The 15,248-nt window shown below is 68.8% G+C and carries 10 protein-coding genes; 4 read left to right on the forward strand and 6 right to left on the reverse strand.

What is annotated here, in order from left to right; all coding sequences use genetic code 11:
- Window positions 1-40: 40 nt before the first annotated feature.
- The 3 genes from sppA (at window position 41) to POL67_RS07580 (ending at window position 6,323) form a co-directional block, all read left to right on the forward strand.
- Window positions 41-1,771: a signal peptide peptidase SppA gene (gene sppA, locus POL67_RS07570; protein ID WP_271916421.1), complete on the forward strand. Its 1,731-nt coding sequence runs from the start codon at window positions 41-43 to the stop codon at window positions 1,769-1,771.
- 587 nt (window positions 1,772-2,358) lie between these two features.
- Window positions 2,359-5,694 carry a vitamin B12-dependent ribonucleotide reductase gene (locus POL67_RS07575; protein ID WP_271916422.1) on the forward strand — a complete coding sequence of 1,112 codons (3,336 nt, stop codon included), beginning with the start codon at window positions 2,359-2,361 and terminating at the stop codon, window positions 5,692-5,694.
- Between the two features lie 170 nt (window positions 5,695-5,864).
- On the forward strand, window positions 5,865-6,323 hold the full coding sequence (locus tag POL67_RS07580) for a hypothetical protein (protein ID WP_271916423.1): 459 nt from the start codon (window positions 5,865-5,867) through the stop codon (window positions 6,321-6,323).
- Window positions 6,324-6,338: 15 nt separating this feature from the next.
- On the opposite strand, the gene thiL is transcribed toward POL67_RS07580, so the two are convergent.
- The 6 genes from thiL to POL67_RS07610 all read right to left on the reverse strand — a co-directional run bounded on the left by thiL (window position 6,339) and on the right by POL67_RS07610 (window position 13,255).
- Window positions 6,339-7,298, reverse strand: a complete 960-nt coding sequence (gene thiL / locus POL67_RS07585) for a thiamine-phosphate kinase (protein ID WP_271916424.1) — start codon at window positions 7,296-7,298, stop codon at window positions 6,339-6,341.
- A 9-nt stretch (window positions 7,299-7,307) separates the two neighbouring features.
- Window positions 7,308-8,756 carry an ATP-binding protein gene (locus tag POL67_RS07590; RefSeq protein ID WP_271916425.1) on the reverse strand — a complete coding sequence of 483 codons (1,449 nt, stop codon included), beginning with the start codon at window positions 8,754-8,756 and terminating at the stop codon, window positions 7,308-7,310.
- Window positions 8,753-9,484, reverse strand: coding sequence for a GTP-binding protein (locus POL67_RS07595; protein WP_136969208.1), 732 nt, complete (start codon window positions 9,482-9,484; stop codon window positions 8,753-8,755). Before POL67_RS07595 ends, POL67_RS07590 begins: the two co-directional genes overlap by 4 nt.
- Window positions 9,485-9,529: 45 nt before the next feature.
- Window positions 9,530-11,299: a dynamin family protein gene (locus POL67_RS07600; protein WP_271916426.1), complete on the reverse strand. Its 1,770-nt coding sequence runs from the start codon at window positions 11,297-11,299 to the stop codon at window positions 9,530-9,532.
- A 4-nt stretch (window positions 11,300-11,303) separates the two neighbouring features.
- On the reverse strand, window positions 11,304-12,197 hold the full coding sequence (locus POL67_RS07605; RefSeq protein ID WP_271916427.1) for a M48 family metallopeptidase: 894 nt from the start codon (window positions 12,195-12,197) through the stop codon (window positions 11,304-11,306).
- 86 nt (window positions 12,198-12,283) lie between these two features.
- On the reverse strand, window positions 12,284-13,255 hold the full coding sequence (locus tag POL67_RS07610) for a homoserine kinase (protein WP_271916429.1): 972 nt from the start codon (window positions 13,253-13,255) through the stop codon (window positions 12,284-12,286).
- A gap of 131 nt (window positions 13,256-13,386) precedes the next feature.
- Between POL67_RS07610 and hflX the strand changes: the two genes are divergently transcribed.
- Complete coding sequence (hflX, locus tag POL67_RS07615) at window positions 13,387-15,216, forward strand: GTPase HflX (protein WP_271916431.1); 1,830 nt, start codon at window positions 13,387-13,389, stop codon at window positions 15,214-15,216.
- Window positions 15,217-15,248: the final 32 nt, after the last annotated feature.

Genomic DNA, 15,248 nt, shown 5'->3' on the forward strand with positions numbered 1-15,248 from the left:
TACGTTGCGCTGGTTCCTCCCCGGATCCGAAGGCCCTCCCTTGCTCCGCTCTGTCCTCACGAACCTCTTCCTCCTCCTCGTCATGCCCCTCCGATGGCTGCGCCGCGCGTTCGCCATCCCGAAGGGCGGCTACGTCCTGCTCGACCTCGACGGGCCGGTCGTCGACACCGTGCCGACGCGGCCGCGCGGCCTCGCGCGGATCCTCCGGCGCGTTCGCCCGCCGCTCTCGGTGGCGCGGGTGCGGGAGCTCTGCGAGCTCATCGCCGGGGACGACCGGGCCGCAGGGCTCTTCGTCCGGCTCGACGGTCTCGCGGCCGGCCCGAGCGTGCTCGCCTCGCTCCGCAAGGTGTTCGCGACCCTGAGGGACGCAGGCAAGGAGGTCGTCTTCTACCTGCCCATGGGCGCGGACAACGACACGATGTTCCTCGCGTCCGCGGGGCGCCGCGTCGTGGTCGGGCCCGAGACGCTCGTCGCGCCGATCGGCTACGCGGCGACGGGGCGTTACCTGCGGAGAGCGCTCGCCGAGATCGGGGTCGAGCCCGAAGTGTTTGCGCGCGGCACGTACAAGGCCGCCGCCGAGCCGCTCGTGCGGGACGCGATGAGCGAGGCGCAACGCGAGCAGCTCGGCGAGGTGCTCGGCGCGCGGCATGACGCGCTCGTCCGGGCGCTCGCGGAGCGGTGCGGCGGTGACATGACGGTCGCGTCCCGCTGGGTCGACGAGGCGCCCTACCGAGCGAGCCGCGCAGAGGAGCTCGGCCTCGTGGACGCCGTCGCGTACGAGGACGAGGTCACGAGGCTGCTCGGCAAGGAGCCGGCCCCGACGGCGCGCTGGATGCCGGCGGGCCGGTACATCGCCGCGCGTCGCGCGTCAGGCTTCCGGCCGCTCTTGCCGCGGCCGGTCGTGGGCCTTGTCGAGGTGCATGGCCCCATCGTCTCGCGCAGCCGCTTCTCGCTCGGCAAGCTCGCCGTCGAGGACCGCGTCGTCCGGGCGCTCCGCGCGGCGCGTAGCAACCGACGCATCGCGGCCGTCGTGCTGCACATCGACTCGCCCGGCGGCAGCGCCGTCGCCTCGGACCGCATCCACCACGAGGTCGAGCTGCTCGCCAAGGAGAAGCCGGTCATCGCGTACCTCTCGAACGTCGCGGCGAGCGGCGGCTACTACGTCGCGGCGGCGGCGCGCGTCATCGTCGCCGAGCCCCAGGTCATCACGGGGTCGATCGGCGTCGTGTCGGCGCACTTCGTCCTGCGTGGGCTCCTCGAGAAGGTCGGCGTCTCGACGGACGTGGTCAAGCGCGGGGCGCGCGCCGATCTGTTCTCGCCCGTCCGGCCGCTCGACGCGTCCGAGCGCGCGGTGCTCGAGTCCGAGGTCGACGCCTTCTACAGGACGTTCGTGGGCGTGGTCGCGCGGGGGCGGGGCCGGGCGTTCGAGGACATCGACAAGCTCGCGCAGGGCCGTATTTACAGCGGGACCGAGGCGCGGGCGCGTGGGCTCGTCGACGAGCTCGGGGGCCTCTCGGACGCGGTCGCTCGGGCGTCGGACTTCGCGGGGCTCGGCCCGCTCGAGCTTCGGCTCGTGCCTCCGCCGCGTGGGGAGGGGCTGCCGCCGAGCGCGGCGCGCGTGGCCCGGGCGGCGCTGTCGGCGCTGGGGGCGCTCGGCCTTTCGCCGGTGGCCGAGCGTGCCCTGCTCGGCTTGAACCTCGCGGCGAGCGAGCGCGTGCTCGTCTACGAGCCTTGGGGTTCGGATGGACGAACCTGGCAGGACCTCACGTAACGATTTCCCAAGGGATCCCGCAGATTCTGCGCTCTCCGGCCCTGGGGGGCGCGTGCGGTGGGAACGACGCTACGCACCGCGGGATGGCGTTGCCGCTTGAAACGCCACGCGACGCGTTGTCAATGCGTTGTTTCCTTACATTTTGCTCGTCCAGACAATTCGACCCAATTGGAAATGGTGTGGGATGATAAACGGAATTTTCCTGCCAAGCGGGGACACCGGCGTTTGACCGAGGCGCTCCAGATCCCGGTCTTTGTTCAGAAAAACCAGAGTGGGCCGGGACAAATCCACAGGGGTGCAGCGGTTCATGTGGTTTGGTGTGGAGAACCCTCATCCTGATCTTGGGGGCTTGCCTGGACGCTAGGGGTTGGGGTACGACGGCGACCAAGACACTGCCGGTGGGGTTCCACCGTCGGCAGCAGGTCGCCCGCCGGGTGAGTCGAGCCCGGCGCGGCAAACGATTTCGAGTTACTCCTGAACAAAAGCAGAGGCAGCGCCGCGGGCCTGCCAATGCAGCGTCGCCACTGTACGATTCTCGGAGCGGTTCGTACGGACAGGCGACGTTTTCCATCTTGGGAGACATGTAGATGGCGCAGCCGACGATCGGTGAGGAAGGCGGGAAGGTGGCGAAGACGTCCGGGGAGGGCACGAAGCGCGCAGCCCGGGTCTCGGACAAGCCCGGCAAGACCGCGGCGGCCACGGCGGCCGGGGCGGCGGTCTCCGCGAAAGAGGCGAAGAAGGCAGCGCGTGCGCGTGGCCTCGCCTTCGACCGGGTCTTCACGCACCGAGGGGCGAACCCGCTTGACGAGGTCACCTGGGAGCGTCGGTCGAGCGTCATCAACAACCCCGACGGCTCCGTGGTCTTCAAGATGGAGGGGGCCGAGGTGCCGGCGGGCTGGTCGCAGCTCGCGACGGACATCGTCGTCTCCAAGTACTTCCGCAAGGCCGGCCTTCACGGGAAGAAGGACATCGGCGAGACCAGCGTGCGTCAGGTGGTCGAGCGCCTGGCCAAGACGATCCGCGAGGCGGGCGAGACCTTCGGCGGCTACTTCGCCAGCACCAAGGAAGCCGAGACCTTCGAGGCGGAGCTCACCTTCCTCCTCGTGAACCAGTACGGCGCCTTCAACTCGCCCGTCTGGTTCAACTGCGGCCTCTGGCACCGCTACGGCATCGTCGGCGCGGGCGGCAACTACGCCTGGACCGAGACCAAGCAGCCCTTTGATCGCGAAGAAGGCGACGGCTCCATCTGCGAGGTCTCGAACGCGTACGAAAAGCCGCAGTGCTCGGCGTGCTTCATCCAGTCGATCAACGACGACCTGATGAGCATCTACGACCTCGTGAAGAGCGAGGCGCGGCTCTTCAAGTACGGGTCGGGCACGGGCACGAACTTCAGCACCATCCGGGGCAAGCAGGAGAAGCTCTCGGGCGGCGGTACGAGCTCGGGGCTCATGAGCTTCCTCGAGGTGTTCGACCGAGCGGCCGGGGCGACGAAGAGCGGCGGTACGACGCGGCGCGCCGCGAAGATGGTCTGCCTCGACATGGACCACCCCGAGATCGTCGACTTCATCCAGTGGAAGGTCCGTGAGGAGCGCAAGGCGCAGATGCTCATCGGCGCCGGCATGTCCTCCGACTTCAACGGCGAGGCCTACCACACGGTCAGCGGCCAGAACTCGAACAACTCCGTCCGCGTCACCGACGAATTCATGCGCGCGGTTTCCACCGGAGGGGCTTGGGAGACGCGGGCGCGCACCACAAACGACGTCGTCGAGACGCACAACGCGAAGGATCTCTGGCGTTTGGTCGCCGACGCGGCGTGGGCCTGCGCCGACCCCGGCGTGCAGTACGACTCGACCATCAACCGCTGGCACACCTGCCCGAACTCGGGGCGCATCAACGCCTCGAACCCGTGCTCCGAGTACATGTTCCTCGACGACACGGCCTGTAACCTCGCGAGCCTGAACCTCACGAAGTTCCTCCGCGCCGACGGCTCCTTCGACATCGAGGGCTTCCGCCACGCGACGCGCGTCTTCTTCGTGGCGCAGGAGATCCTCGTGGACTTCTCGTCCTACCCGACGAAGCCCATCGCGCGGAACTCGCACGACTACAGGCCGCTCGGGCTCGGGTACGCGAACCTCGGCACGTTGCTCATGCTCCTCGGCATCCCGTACGACTCGGACCAGGGGCGCGCGGTGGCCGGCGCCATCACGGCGATCATGTGCGGCCATGCGTACAAGGTCTCGGCCGAGATGGCCGGTTCACGCGGGCCGTTCCCGGGCTACGCGAAGAACCGCGAGCCGATGCTCCGGGTGATGGGCCTGCACCGCGACGCGGCGTACGCCATCGATCGGGAGAAGTGCCCCGAGCCGCTCTGGCGCGCGGCGTGCGCGGACTGGGACGAGGCGGTGCGCATCGGCCACCAGAACGGCTTCCGCAACGCGCAGGCGACGGTGCTCGCGCCGACCGGGACGATCGGCCTCCTCATGGACTGCGACACGACGGGCATCGAGCCCGACTTCGCGCTCGTGAAGTTCAAGAAGCTCGCGGGCGGCGGCTACTTCAAGATCGTGAACCAGTCCGTGCCGGAGGCGTTGCGCCGGCTCGGCTACAGCGAGCACGAGGTGCAGGAAATCGTCGCCTACGTGTCGGGCACGAACACCCTGCTCGCCGCGCCGAACGTGAACCGCGCGTCGCTCAAGCAGCGTGGCTTCACGCATGACGACCTCGCGAAGGTCGAGGCGGCCATCCCGGGTGTCTTCGACCTCGGGCTCGCGTTCAGCCCGTGGGTGCTCGGCGAAGAGGCGTACGTGCGGCTCGGCATCACGCCCGAGCAGCGCCAGACGCCGGGCTTCTCGCTCCTCCGCGCGCTTGGCTTCTCGTCGTCGGAGATTGCCGAGGCGAACGAGGTCATCGTCGGTCGTATGACCGTCGAGGGCGCGCCGCACCTGCGCGAAGAGCACTACGCGGTGTTCGATTGCGCGAACCGTTGCGGCAAGATTGGCAAGCGGTTCCTCGCGCCGATGTCGCACGTGCGCATGATGGCGGCGGCCCAGCCGTTCCTCTCGGGTGCCATCTCGAAGACGGTGAACTTGCCGAACGAGGCGACCGTCGAGGAGGTGCAGAAGATCTACGAGGAGGGCTGGCGCCTCGGCTTGAAGGCGGTCGCGCTCTACCGCGACGGCTGCAAGGCGTCGCAGCCGCTCTCCGCGTCGGGTGATTCGAAGGAGGAGAAGGCGGAGAAGGCCGAGGCGAAGGCCGAGGTCGTGATGGCCACGCAGGCGCCTGCGGGGCTTGCGGTCCGCCCGACGGGTGCGCGGGTGCGTTTGCCGAAGAAGCGCACGGGCTTCACGCAGGAGGCGATCGTCGGCGGGCACAAGATCTTCCTCCGCACCGGCGAGTACGTCGATGGCACGCTCGGCGAGATCTTCATCGACATGCACAAGGAGGGCGCGGCCTTCCGTTCGCTCATGAACTGCTTTGCCATGAGCGTCTCGGTGGGCTTGCAGTACGGCGTGCCGCTCGAGACCTTCGTCGATCAGTTCACGTTCACGCGCTTCGAGCCGCAGGGCATGGTCGAGGGGCATGACTACGTGAGGCTGTCGACGTCGATCGTCGATTACATCTTCCGTGTACTCGGCATCGAGTACCTGCACCGCTACGACCTCGCGCACGTGCAGCCGCAGCCGACGGCGACGATCCAGGATCCGACGGAGACGCGGGCGCAGGAGAGCTCGTCGGCCGCGCCGGTGCTGCCGGTTGCGCCGGCCCGCGTCGAGACGCAGGAGCGCGTCACGAGCGCCCTCGATGCGCAGCTCGAGGACATGATGGGCGACGCCCCCGTGTGCGACGGTTGTGGCCACATCACGGTCCGCAACGGCGCTTGCTACAAGTGCCTCAACTGCGGCAACAGCATGGGTTGCAGCTAAAAAATCTAGATCCGATGCATCGACCGCACTGCGGTCGATGCACCCTCGGTCCAGGCCGTGCCTGGTCCGGGTCCAGGGGCGGACAGCCCCTGGTCGGGCCCGGGGTGAAACCCCGGCGCTACGCCGCCTCGAAAGTAGCCGCCGCCCCAAAACACGGGTAAACGGCGTCCATGCTGACTTCCGCTCGCGCGTGCACTGCCCTGCTCACGTTTGCGCTTGGCGCGCTGCTCTTCACCGGCTGTAAGAAGGAGGAAGAGGCGCCTCAGGCTGTCCCGCTCCCGTCGGCGGCTCCTGCGCCGGTCAAGGCCACGGAGGATACGCCTCAGGCTGCACAAGGCTCGGCTGCGGGGAGCGCTGCGCCTGCGGAGGCTGCGCCTACGCCGTCGGCTGCGCCGACGGAGCCTCCGAAGGCTGTGGCGGCGCCGTCGATTGACGGGTGTTGCTCGGCGCTTCAGGCCTTGGCGAAGGACACGAAGGCGACTTCGACGGTTCGGTCGAAGGCTGCCACGGCTGCGTCGATGTGCGCGGGCACGGCGAAGCTCGTCAAGGAAGGCAAGGCTCCGCGCTCGACGGCGCTCACGCAGATCCGCGCCACCATGGCCGGGAGTGCGCCGGCTGCCTGCAACTAGTTCGAGGTCGAACGATCAGCCGAAGTGGTCGTAGCCGCGCTCGTCGAGCGGCGTGAGCGTGCCGTCGGTGTGCTCGACGGCGATGCCGATCTTCCCGCCCTGGGCTGGTACAACGCGCCCGATCCGCTTGAAACCCGCGGGGACACGGTCCTCCGGCACTGTCACCACGACTGCGTAGTCCTCGCCGCCTTCGAGCGCGAGCTGGTACGGGTCTGCCTCGGCGAGTGCTGCGGCGCGCTCGAGCTCCGGTGTGAGGAGCGTCGACCGATCGAGCACCACGAGCACGCCGCTCGCTCGCGCCACGTGCCCCACGTCTCGCGTGAGCCCGTCCGACACGTCGATCGCCGCGCTCGCCACGTCCCGCGCGGCGAGCCCTGCCGCGATGCGCGCGATGGGCCTCCGGTAGGCGCGCACGGCCGGGGCTGCGTCCGCCTCCCGCTCGCGCCCTCGGCCGATCAGCACGAGACCCGCTGCCGAGAGCCCGAGGGGCCCTGCGATCGCCAGGACCTCCCCGGGTTTGGCGCCTGACCGACCGAGCGGACGCGGCGTCTCGCCGAGCACCGTCGTCGTGATCGAAATCTCTTGCCCGCGTGCGAGGTTTCCACCGATGATTTGTGTACCAACTTCCTCTGCTGCCTCGCGTTGTCCTTCGGCGATGGCGCAGAGGTCCTCGTCGGTGACGTCGGCCGGCAGTACGAGGCCCGCGAGGATGCCGAGCGGCGAGGCGCCCATGGCTGCGAGGTCGCTCGCTGCGGCCATCGTCGCGCGGTAGCCGAGGTCTGCCATCGAGACGAGGTCGCGGCGGAAGTGGATGCCTTCGACCTGCGCGTCGACGGTCCACACGAGGGGCTCTTGGCCGGGCGCGATCACGGCCGCGTCGTCGCCGATGCCCACGATCGTCCGGCTTGAGCCGTTTGCGCCGAACACGCGCGAGAGCATGTCGATGCGCGCTCGCTCCGAGCTTCGAGCTGTCATGCCCCGACTTTACGCGAACCGGACCGAAATCGCTCCGTGCGAGGGCGGCGCGGAGGGGCGCGACGCGGGCAAACGCACGACGAAGACGGCGCCCGTCGGCTCGTTGCCCTCGATGTGCACGCTCCCGTGGTGCGCCTCGACGAGCCGCTTCACGATCGAGAGCCCGAGCCCCGTGCCGCCGTGCTCACGCGTCGAGGACTGATCCACCTGGTAAAACGGGTCGAAGACCTTGTCGCGCTCGGCGGCCGGGATGCCGATGCCCGTGTCGGTCACGCGCACCTCGACCATCTGCCGGAGCGGCGCGAGCAGCACCATCCCGGGCTCGTCGCCGCCGTCCACCTCGGTGGCCATCTGCCGCGCGACGATCTGCACCGTGCCGCCCGGCGGCGTGAACTTGATGGCGTTCTCGCCGAGGTTCACGAACACCTGCCGCAGCCGCTCCGGATCGCCGAGCACGAGCGGCAAGTCCGCCGGCGCGTCCACGGTGAGCGTGACGCCCTTTTTCGTGGCGACGGGCGCGACCGTCGAGGCCGCCTCGGCGAGCACCGCGCCGATCGCCACGTCGCTCCGGCGCATCATCACGGTGCCGCTCTCGAGCTTCGAGAGGTCGAGCAGGCTCATGATGAGCTTCAGGAGCTGATCACTCTTCGAGTGGATGATCTGCACGAAGTCGAGCTGCGGCCCCGTGAGCTCGCCGGCGATGCCGCCCACGAGCATCTCGCTGTAGCCGAGGATCGAGGTGAGCGGCGTCCGGAGCTCGTGCGAGATCGTTGCGAGGAAGTTCGACTTCAGCTTGTCGAGCTCTTGCTGCCGCTCGTAGGCCTGCTCGAGCGCCGCGTTTTTCTCGGAGAGCTCGCGGTAGCTCTCGCGGATCGACGCGATGTGCATCTTCGAGGTGAGCAGGGCCTTGTGCCCGCTCCAGAGGATCACGTCGAGCACGGCGACGAGGTGCTTCGCGACGGTCTCGGCCGTGGCCTCGGTCGCCCGCGCCATGTGCGGCAAAAGCTCCGCCGCGCGCGCCGGGTCGACACCCTCGATCGCGAGCAGCGTGTCGGGGACGCTCTCGACCTCCGGAGAAAGGTAGGGGCCGAGGATCGCGCGGCCGATGGTGCCGCCTTCGTATTCGATCGGGACGACGCGGTAGCGCGCGCCGGTGAAGCAGCCGTGCGTGGCGCCTTCGCTCGACGTGACGCGGAGGCGTTTGACCTCGGAGACGATGGCGCCGCAGGCGCGGCGGCCCACGGGCTCCTCGTTGATCATCGCGCAGAGCGGGGCCTCGCGGGACGAGCTCGCCAGGCTCACGCCCGAGTTCGACACGATCCGGACGGGCATGCCGAAGACCTGCTCGATCGAGCCGACCATGCCACGCATCGCTTCGCGGTCGACGAGGTCTTCGAGTCGGAGCGGTCCGAGCCCGAGGCCAAGCGCGTCGACGTCGACCGAGCGCTCGTCGCTCAAGGAGCGCCTCCGGGCGCAGCGCCGGCCATCCTCCCGCCCATTCGCGCGGCGATGAGCTCGCGGAATGGCGTCGTCACGCCGAGCTGCTGCGCCGCGGTCGAGACGAGGTCGTCGCCGTCGATCGAGAGCTTGCGCGAGAGCTGATGGCTCTGATCGAGCGAACGCCACGTGGACCAGAGCAGGCAAACGAACGTCTCGACGACGCCGATGCCCCTCGTCGCGACTGCGCGGAAGACCGGCTCCTTGCCGCGTGCTGCGAGCCGCGCGAGCTCTTCGTCGCTGCGGATGTCCGGCAGATCCCGTTTGTTGAACTGGATCACGAGCGGCATCTTCGAGATCTCGATGCCGTTGTCGCGCAGGTTCTGGCGCAGATCGAGGAAGGCGTCGGCGTTGCGTTGGGTCTCGGAGATGCGCGAGTCGGCGATGAGCGCGACGCCGTCGGCGCCTTGCAGGACGAGCCTGCGGGTCGCGGCGTGGATCGGCTGGCCGGGGACCGTGAAGAGCTTGATGCGGAGCGAGACGTCGCCGTCCTTCGAACGGAACGTGAGCGGCAGGAGATCGAAGAAGAGCGTGCGATCGTCCTGCGTCTCGAGCGTCATGAGCCGCCCGCGCGCGTCGGCGCCGGCGCGGCTGTGCAGAGCGACCAGATTTGTGGTCTTTCCGCTCAGCGCAGGACCGTAATAGACGAGCTTGATCGAGATCTCGCGTGATGCGAAATCGAGCTGCACGCTTTTACTATCGCATGGGCCGAGGGCGCACGTCCCCCGGGATCGTCACTTCGCGGCCGCGTCCGTGGTCCAGAGCGAGCGGCGCATGGTTTCGAGCCGCTCGACCACGCCCGTGAGCTCGCGCGCCTCCGCGTCGCAGGCCTGCGTCGCGGCCTCCACGCCGGGCGCCTTGCCCGCTCGCTCGGTGCGCGCGGCTTCCAGCACCTCGATGACCTCGCGGTGCAGCTCTTCGCCCGCGGTCACGACCCACTGGTCGAGCCGCTGCGCGAACTCCTGGATCATCTCGTCGAGCTTCGGGCCGACGCGCGCGGCGGCCTCGCGCAGCGCGTTCGGGGCGAGCTCCTTGGCGCGCTTCCTCGTCTCGGCCTCGACCTTGTCCTTCACGTACACGGCGAGGACGGGCGAGGCGAGCAGGAGCAGGCCGCCGAGCAGGACGTTCGTGAACATCACGCCGAGGCCGAGCGTGAAGAGCGCGAAAACGCCCACGTCGTAGCCGAGCGTGTCGACCTCCACGCTGGGCGAGCGGACGTCCGAGCCGAGCGCCTGCCCGACACGCTTGGCCACGTCGTGCGCGTCCTCGCGGACGAGCGCGATCGTCTTCTCGGCCAGCGCTTCGAGCGCGTTCGCGATCTCCTTCGTCTCGGCCTGCGCCCAGTCGGCGAACGTCTTCTCCAGGAAGGGGCCGAGCCAGACCTTGATGTCTTCGGCCGAGTGGTTGTCGACGAGGTCCGGGATCTGCCGGGTCACGTCGTCGACGAAATGAGCGAGATCACGCTGCACCCAGGCGCGGATCGCGGCGACCTCCTCGCGGATGCCCACGCGACGCTCATCGATCGTGCGGGACTGGCCTGCGAGGTCCTTCTCCAGGAGGTCGATGCGGCGCGCGAGCTCCTCGCTCGACATTTGCGCGGCGCGCCTGCGCGCGTCGATGCCCTTCACCAGCATGCGCGCGGCTTCGAGGCCCTCGCCGAGCGCGTTGTCGAGCAGGATGCGGCCTCGCTCCTCGGCGAGGAACTTCGTCAGGTGCCCGAGCAGCTCGGGCATGCCGCTCTCCTCGGGGTGCCCCTCGGCCGCGCGCTTCGCGCTGACGGGGAAGACCACGGGCGTGCGGATCAGCTTGGCGAGCTCGGTGCGGATGTAGGCGAGCGCCTCCTCCTCCTCGTCCTCGCTCCAGATGTCCTTCTTGGTGACGACGAAGATGATCTTGTCGCGCGACTGGCCGAGCAGCTTCTCGTTGAGGAAGACGCGCTCGCTCTCCTTGAGCGGCTGACCCGCGTCGATGAGGAAAAGCACGGCGTCCGAGCGCGGGATGTAGCTGTAGGTGATGTCCGCGCGCTGGAGCGAGAGGTCGTTCACGCCTGGCGTGTCGACGAGCACGATGCGCTCGCGGAGCAGCTCCGCCGGGTAGAAGACCTCGAGGTGCTTCACCTCGCTCGTCGCGCTCTCGGAGCCTTTTTCCTGACCGACGGCGAATTTGCGCACCTCCTCGAACGGCATCGTCGTGCGCTCGCCCGAGGCCCGCACGAGCTCCGCGCGCGGCTCGGGCGCGTATTCGAGGTGGTGGATGACGGCCGTCGTCGGGGTCACGCCGACGGGCAGGACCTCGGCGCCGAGCAGCGCGTTCACGAACGTCGTCTTGCCGTGGTTGAACTCGCCGACGACGACGAGGTGGAAGCGGTCGGCGGAGAGTTTGTCGACGACGTCGCTGCCGAGGCGGCCCGCGAGGGAGCGCGCGCCGACGCGGCCGGCGATCGAGAGCAGCTCGCGGAGCGTAGTGGTGATTTCGACCTGTCTCGTGCGGAATGTCTCGAGCATCGTCCTACCCGACCACCTTGATGATGTCGTGCACCTTCTCGTCGACCTCTTCCATCGAGAGGCCGGGGCCTTCCTGGCCGATGTGCTTCTTGTAAAGCTCACTCTCGGCGAACGTGCGCAGGGCCATCACGCGCTTCGGCAGGTAGGGGTGGCTCGCGAGCAGCTCGCGGTAGCGGCCCACGCCCTCCCGGCCCTCCTCGTACTGCGCGAGGAACGCGTCCATGTTGAGCTCGGCGTAGAGTTTTGCCGATCCGAGCGCGAGCTTGGCAAAGGTCCGCTGCGCGACCTCGAGGCTCCTGCAGCAGAGCAGCCCCGCGCGATCACACGTGACCTCGGCGCGGCGCGACCAGCTCGACAGCGCGACCACCGCGGGCTCGACCAGCGGGCCGAGCAAGCGCGAGGCCATGATCTTGAGGTAGTGCATCGCCGTCAGGTAGACGACGTGGCTGTTGTGGATGTGGCCGCACTCGTGGCCGATGACGTTTCGCAGGTCCTCGTCGGAGAAGTGATCGACGAGCGCGGAGTGGACCATGATGAACGAGTCATCGTTCGTCCCGTACGTCGCCGCGTTCATCTGCGGGTTGTTCAGGATGTAAACGGTCGGCGTCGCGATGCCGAGCGTCTGCGCGCATTCGGCGGCGATGCCATGCACGCGCGGGAACTGGTTCGTCCCGACCTTCACTGCGTGGCCGAGGAGATCACTCTTGCCGACGGCCTTGAAGAACCGGACGGAGGCGGCGACCGCCAGCTCGACCGGCTTCATCTTGTCGAACGCGGCGCGCGTCGTCCGATCGGAGACGTACGCATACGCGTGTCCACCCCCGTCCACGCCGCCTGCGCGCTGTTCTTTGCGGTTCTCGATGAAGCCCTTGAAATCGAGCGTCCCGACTTGTGCCATGGTCCTCGAAGGTAACGGCGTGCCTCCTACAGCGCAACCGTCGGCCCAGGATCCACCACGAAAATCAAAACTCCTTCACGCGCCCTTCACACGCCGAGCATTTCGGCGAGCTCGCGCGTCGAGAGCGCCTCGATGGCCGCGCCGCGCGCCACGAAGCGCCGGTAATCTTTGAAGGCGACCACGCCGCGCGGGCGCAATTCGTAGTCCGTGATGCGCGTGATCGTGAAGCGAAGCGTCGCGAAGAGCGCCGCATCGCGGAGCGCCGCTCGCTCGTCGTCCGCGAGGGCGCGGACCGTGGAATATCCGCGCGCGAGCGCCCGCGCGAGGCCTCGATCGAGCCCGTCCCCGAAGCACCACGCGAGCACCGTGACCATGAGGTCGAACGCGGCCGCGCCGCTCGACGCGCTCTCGAAATCGAGGAGCGCGGTGAGCGCGCCGTCCCGGAACAGAACGTTGTCCCGAAAGAGATCGGCATGGATCACCGGGAGCGTCGGGCCGAGGCTCACACGGGAGAGGTGGTCGAGCCGCCGTTCGAGCGCGGGCAGGATTTGCTGCACGTGCTCCGGTGCGTCCGTCCGCTCGCGAAGGCCCGCGAGCCGCGCCGCGAGGTCCTCGGGGCCGAACCGCGTCATGAGCGGCTCGCCGAACGACGCGCCCGCGAGGTGGACACGGGCGAGCCCTTCCCCGACGGCGCGCGCGTGCGCCTCGGTCACCCCGCGCTGACAGCGGACGTCGCCTTCGATCCACGGGAAGACGACCGCGGGTTTGCCCGCGTGTTCGGCCACGAACGAGCCGCCTCCGGAGGCGAGGAGCAGCGGCATGGGGGTGGGCACGCCGCGCTCGGCGAGGTGCGCGAGCAGGCGCGCCTCCCGCTCGGCCGAGGCCACATTCGCGCCCTCGTAGATCCGCAAAAAGACACGGCTCCCGCCTTCGATAGCGAGCTCGTAGCTCGTGTTTACGCTGCCCGCGTCGAGCCCGCGGGCGCCCGTGACGACGAGCCCGAAGCGCGCGCCGAGCGCCTGCGCATCATCCTGCGAGAGTGCCGTGAAGATGCCCATGTCCGGCTGCACGGTACCAAGGCGTGGCCTCTCGCGCCCCGGGGATCCGTGCGTTATGAAAGGGGGGCACGAATCCATGCTTGGGGGAGACGCTCCGGCGAGCGGAGCTTGGCCCTCAAACCACCGTCCGAATGCAACAAATCTACGGAAACACCACGGGGCTGAGCCCCCACGCGGTTCGACTGCTCGAGCGTATCTATCGGCGCAAGGTCCCCCTCGATCACGTGGCCACGCCGGAGCTCGTCAAATCCCTCGCCGAGGCCTCGCACGTGACGGGGCGCCAGGTCGGCGCGCTCGTCCATCGATCGGGCGAGATCGACTACGTCGTCGTCGGTGACGCGACGAAGCTCATGCTCCCCGACATCGGCCGCCTGCGCGCCGCCGAGGGCCGCTTCCGCGCGCTCCGCCTCGTTCACACGCACCTCTACAACGAGCAGCTCACGCGCGACGACATCGTCGACCTCGTGCGCCTGCGCCTCGACCTCGTGGCCGCGATCCAGCTCTCGCCCGAAGGCGAGGCGAAGACGATGGATCTCGCGTACAACACGCCGCCATCCCCGGTTGCAGAGGGCGAGGATCCGCGAAATGGGTTGCCCTATCGGCGCGTGGGCCCGCTGCCCGTGGGCCGCATCGACATCCATTTCGGCGGGCTCATCAGCGCGCTCGAAGACGAGTTCGCCCGAAGGTCGCGCATCTTCACGCACGCGAAGGACGGCCGTGCGATCCTCGTGCACGTCGCGGAGAAGTCGAAGCAAGGCGCGTATGCGGAGGCCGAGGACAGCCTGCGCGAGCTCGCCGAGCTCTCGCGCACCGCGGGCGTCGAGGTCGTCGACAACGTCGTGCAGCTCCGCGAGAAGATCGACCCGCGCCTCGTCGTGGGGAAGGGCAAGCTCGACGACATCGTCTTGCGAGCGGCCGAGCTCGACGCAGCGACCTTGGTCTTCGATCGCAACCTCACGCCTTCGCAGGCCTCCGCGATCTCCAAGCACGCCGACCTCAAGGTCATCGATCGGACGCAGCTCATCCTCGACATCTTCGCGCAGCGCGCCGAGTCCGCGGACGGCAAGCTCCAGGTCGAGCTCGCACAGCTCAAGTACGCCCTGCCGCGCCTCGCGTTGAAGGACGACTCGCTCTCGCGCCTCACCGGCGGCATCGGCGGGCGTGGCCCCGGCGAAACCAAGCTCGAAATCGGGCGCCGCCGCGCCAAGGAGCGCGTCTCGTTCCTCGAAGCGCAGCTCAAAAAGCTCTCGCGTCAGCGCGAGCAGCGGCGCCGCAAGCGCGCGCGCAAGGACGTGCCGATCGTGAGCATCGTCGGCTACACGAACGCGGGCAAGAGCACGCTCCTGAACACGCTCACGGGCTCGGACACGATCGCGGAGAACAAGCTCTTCGCCACGCTCGACACGCGCTCGCGCCGGATCCGTTTTCCCGAAGAACGCGAGGTGATCATCACGGACACCGTGGGCTTCATCCGCGAGCTGCCGAAGGACCTGTTCGCCGCGTTCCGCGCCACGTTCGAGGAGGCCGCCGACGCGGACCTCATCCTGCACGTGGTCGACGCGAGCGACCCGGCCCACGACCAGCACATCGCGACGACCGAGGAGCTGCTCGGCGAGCTCGGGCTCTCGTCGATCCCGCGGATCCTGGTCTTCAACAAGGTCGACCTCGTCGAGAAGGGCGAGGCGCGGCGGCTGCTCTTCGGCAACAAGAGCGCGGTGCTCGTCTCCGCGACGAACCGCGAGACGACACGCGCGTTGCTCGCGACGATCGCCGATCGGCTGAAGGATCGGTGGGAGCAGGCGAGGACGGTGCCGGCCTACGACGTGGACGAGGACGAAGCGCAGGCAGGCGAGGGCGACGCCGCGGATGCGGCGCCTGCCGAGGAGGCGGAATCGTCGCTCACGACGCTCGCCGAGCTCACGGCGGGCAAGCGTTATCGGCGGACGACGTTGCGGGTTTGAAAGGAAAAACGCGCGGGGGATTCGCTCCGTTT

It is taken from the genome of Polyangium mundeleinium (genome assembly GCF_028369105.1).
GTDB lineage: Bacteria > Myxococcota_A > Polyangia > Polyangiales > Polyangiaceae > Polyangium > Polyangium mundeleinium.

Bases quoted from the DNA above. Each gene is read 5' to 3' on its own strand.
- POL67_RS07575 (WP_271916422.1), top strand. From the start codon at position 2,359: ATGGCGCAGCCGACGATCGGTGAGGAAGGCGGGAAGGTGGCGAAGACG.
- POL67_RS07580 (WP_271916423.1), top strand. From the start codon at position 5,865: ATGCTGACTTCCGCTCGCGCGTGCACTGCCCTGCTCACGTTTGCGCTT.
- thiL (WP_271916424.1), bottom strand. From the start codon at position 7,298: ATGACAGCTCGAAGCTCGGAGCGAGCGCGCATCGACATGCTCTCGCGC.
- POL67_RS07600 (WP_271916426.1), bottom strand. From the start codon at position 11,299: ATGCTCGAGACATTCCGCACGAGACAGGTCGAAATCACCACTACGCTC.
- POL67_RS07605 (WP_271916427.1), bottom strand. From the start codon at position 12,197: ATGGCACAAGTCGGGACGCTCGATTTCAAGGGCTTCATCGAGAACCGC.
- POL67_RS07610 (WP_271916429.1), bottom strand. From the start codon at position 13,255: ATGGGCATCTTCACGGCACTCTCGCAGGATGATGCGCAGGCGCTCGGC.
- hflX (WP_271916431.1), top strand. From the start codon at position 13,387: ATGCAACAAATCTACGGAAACACCACGGGGCTGAGCCCCCACGCGGTT.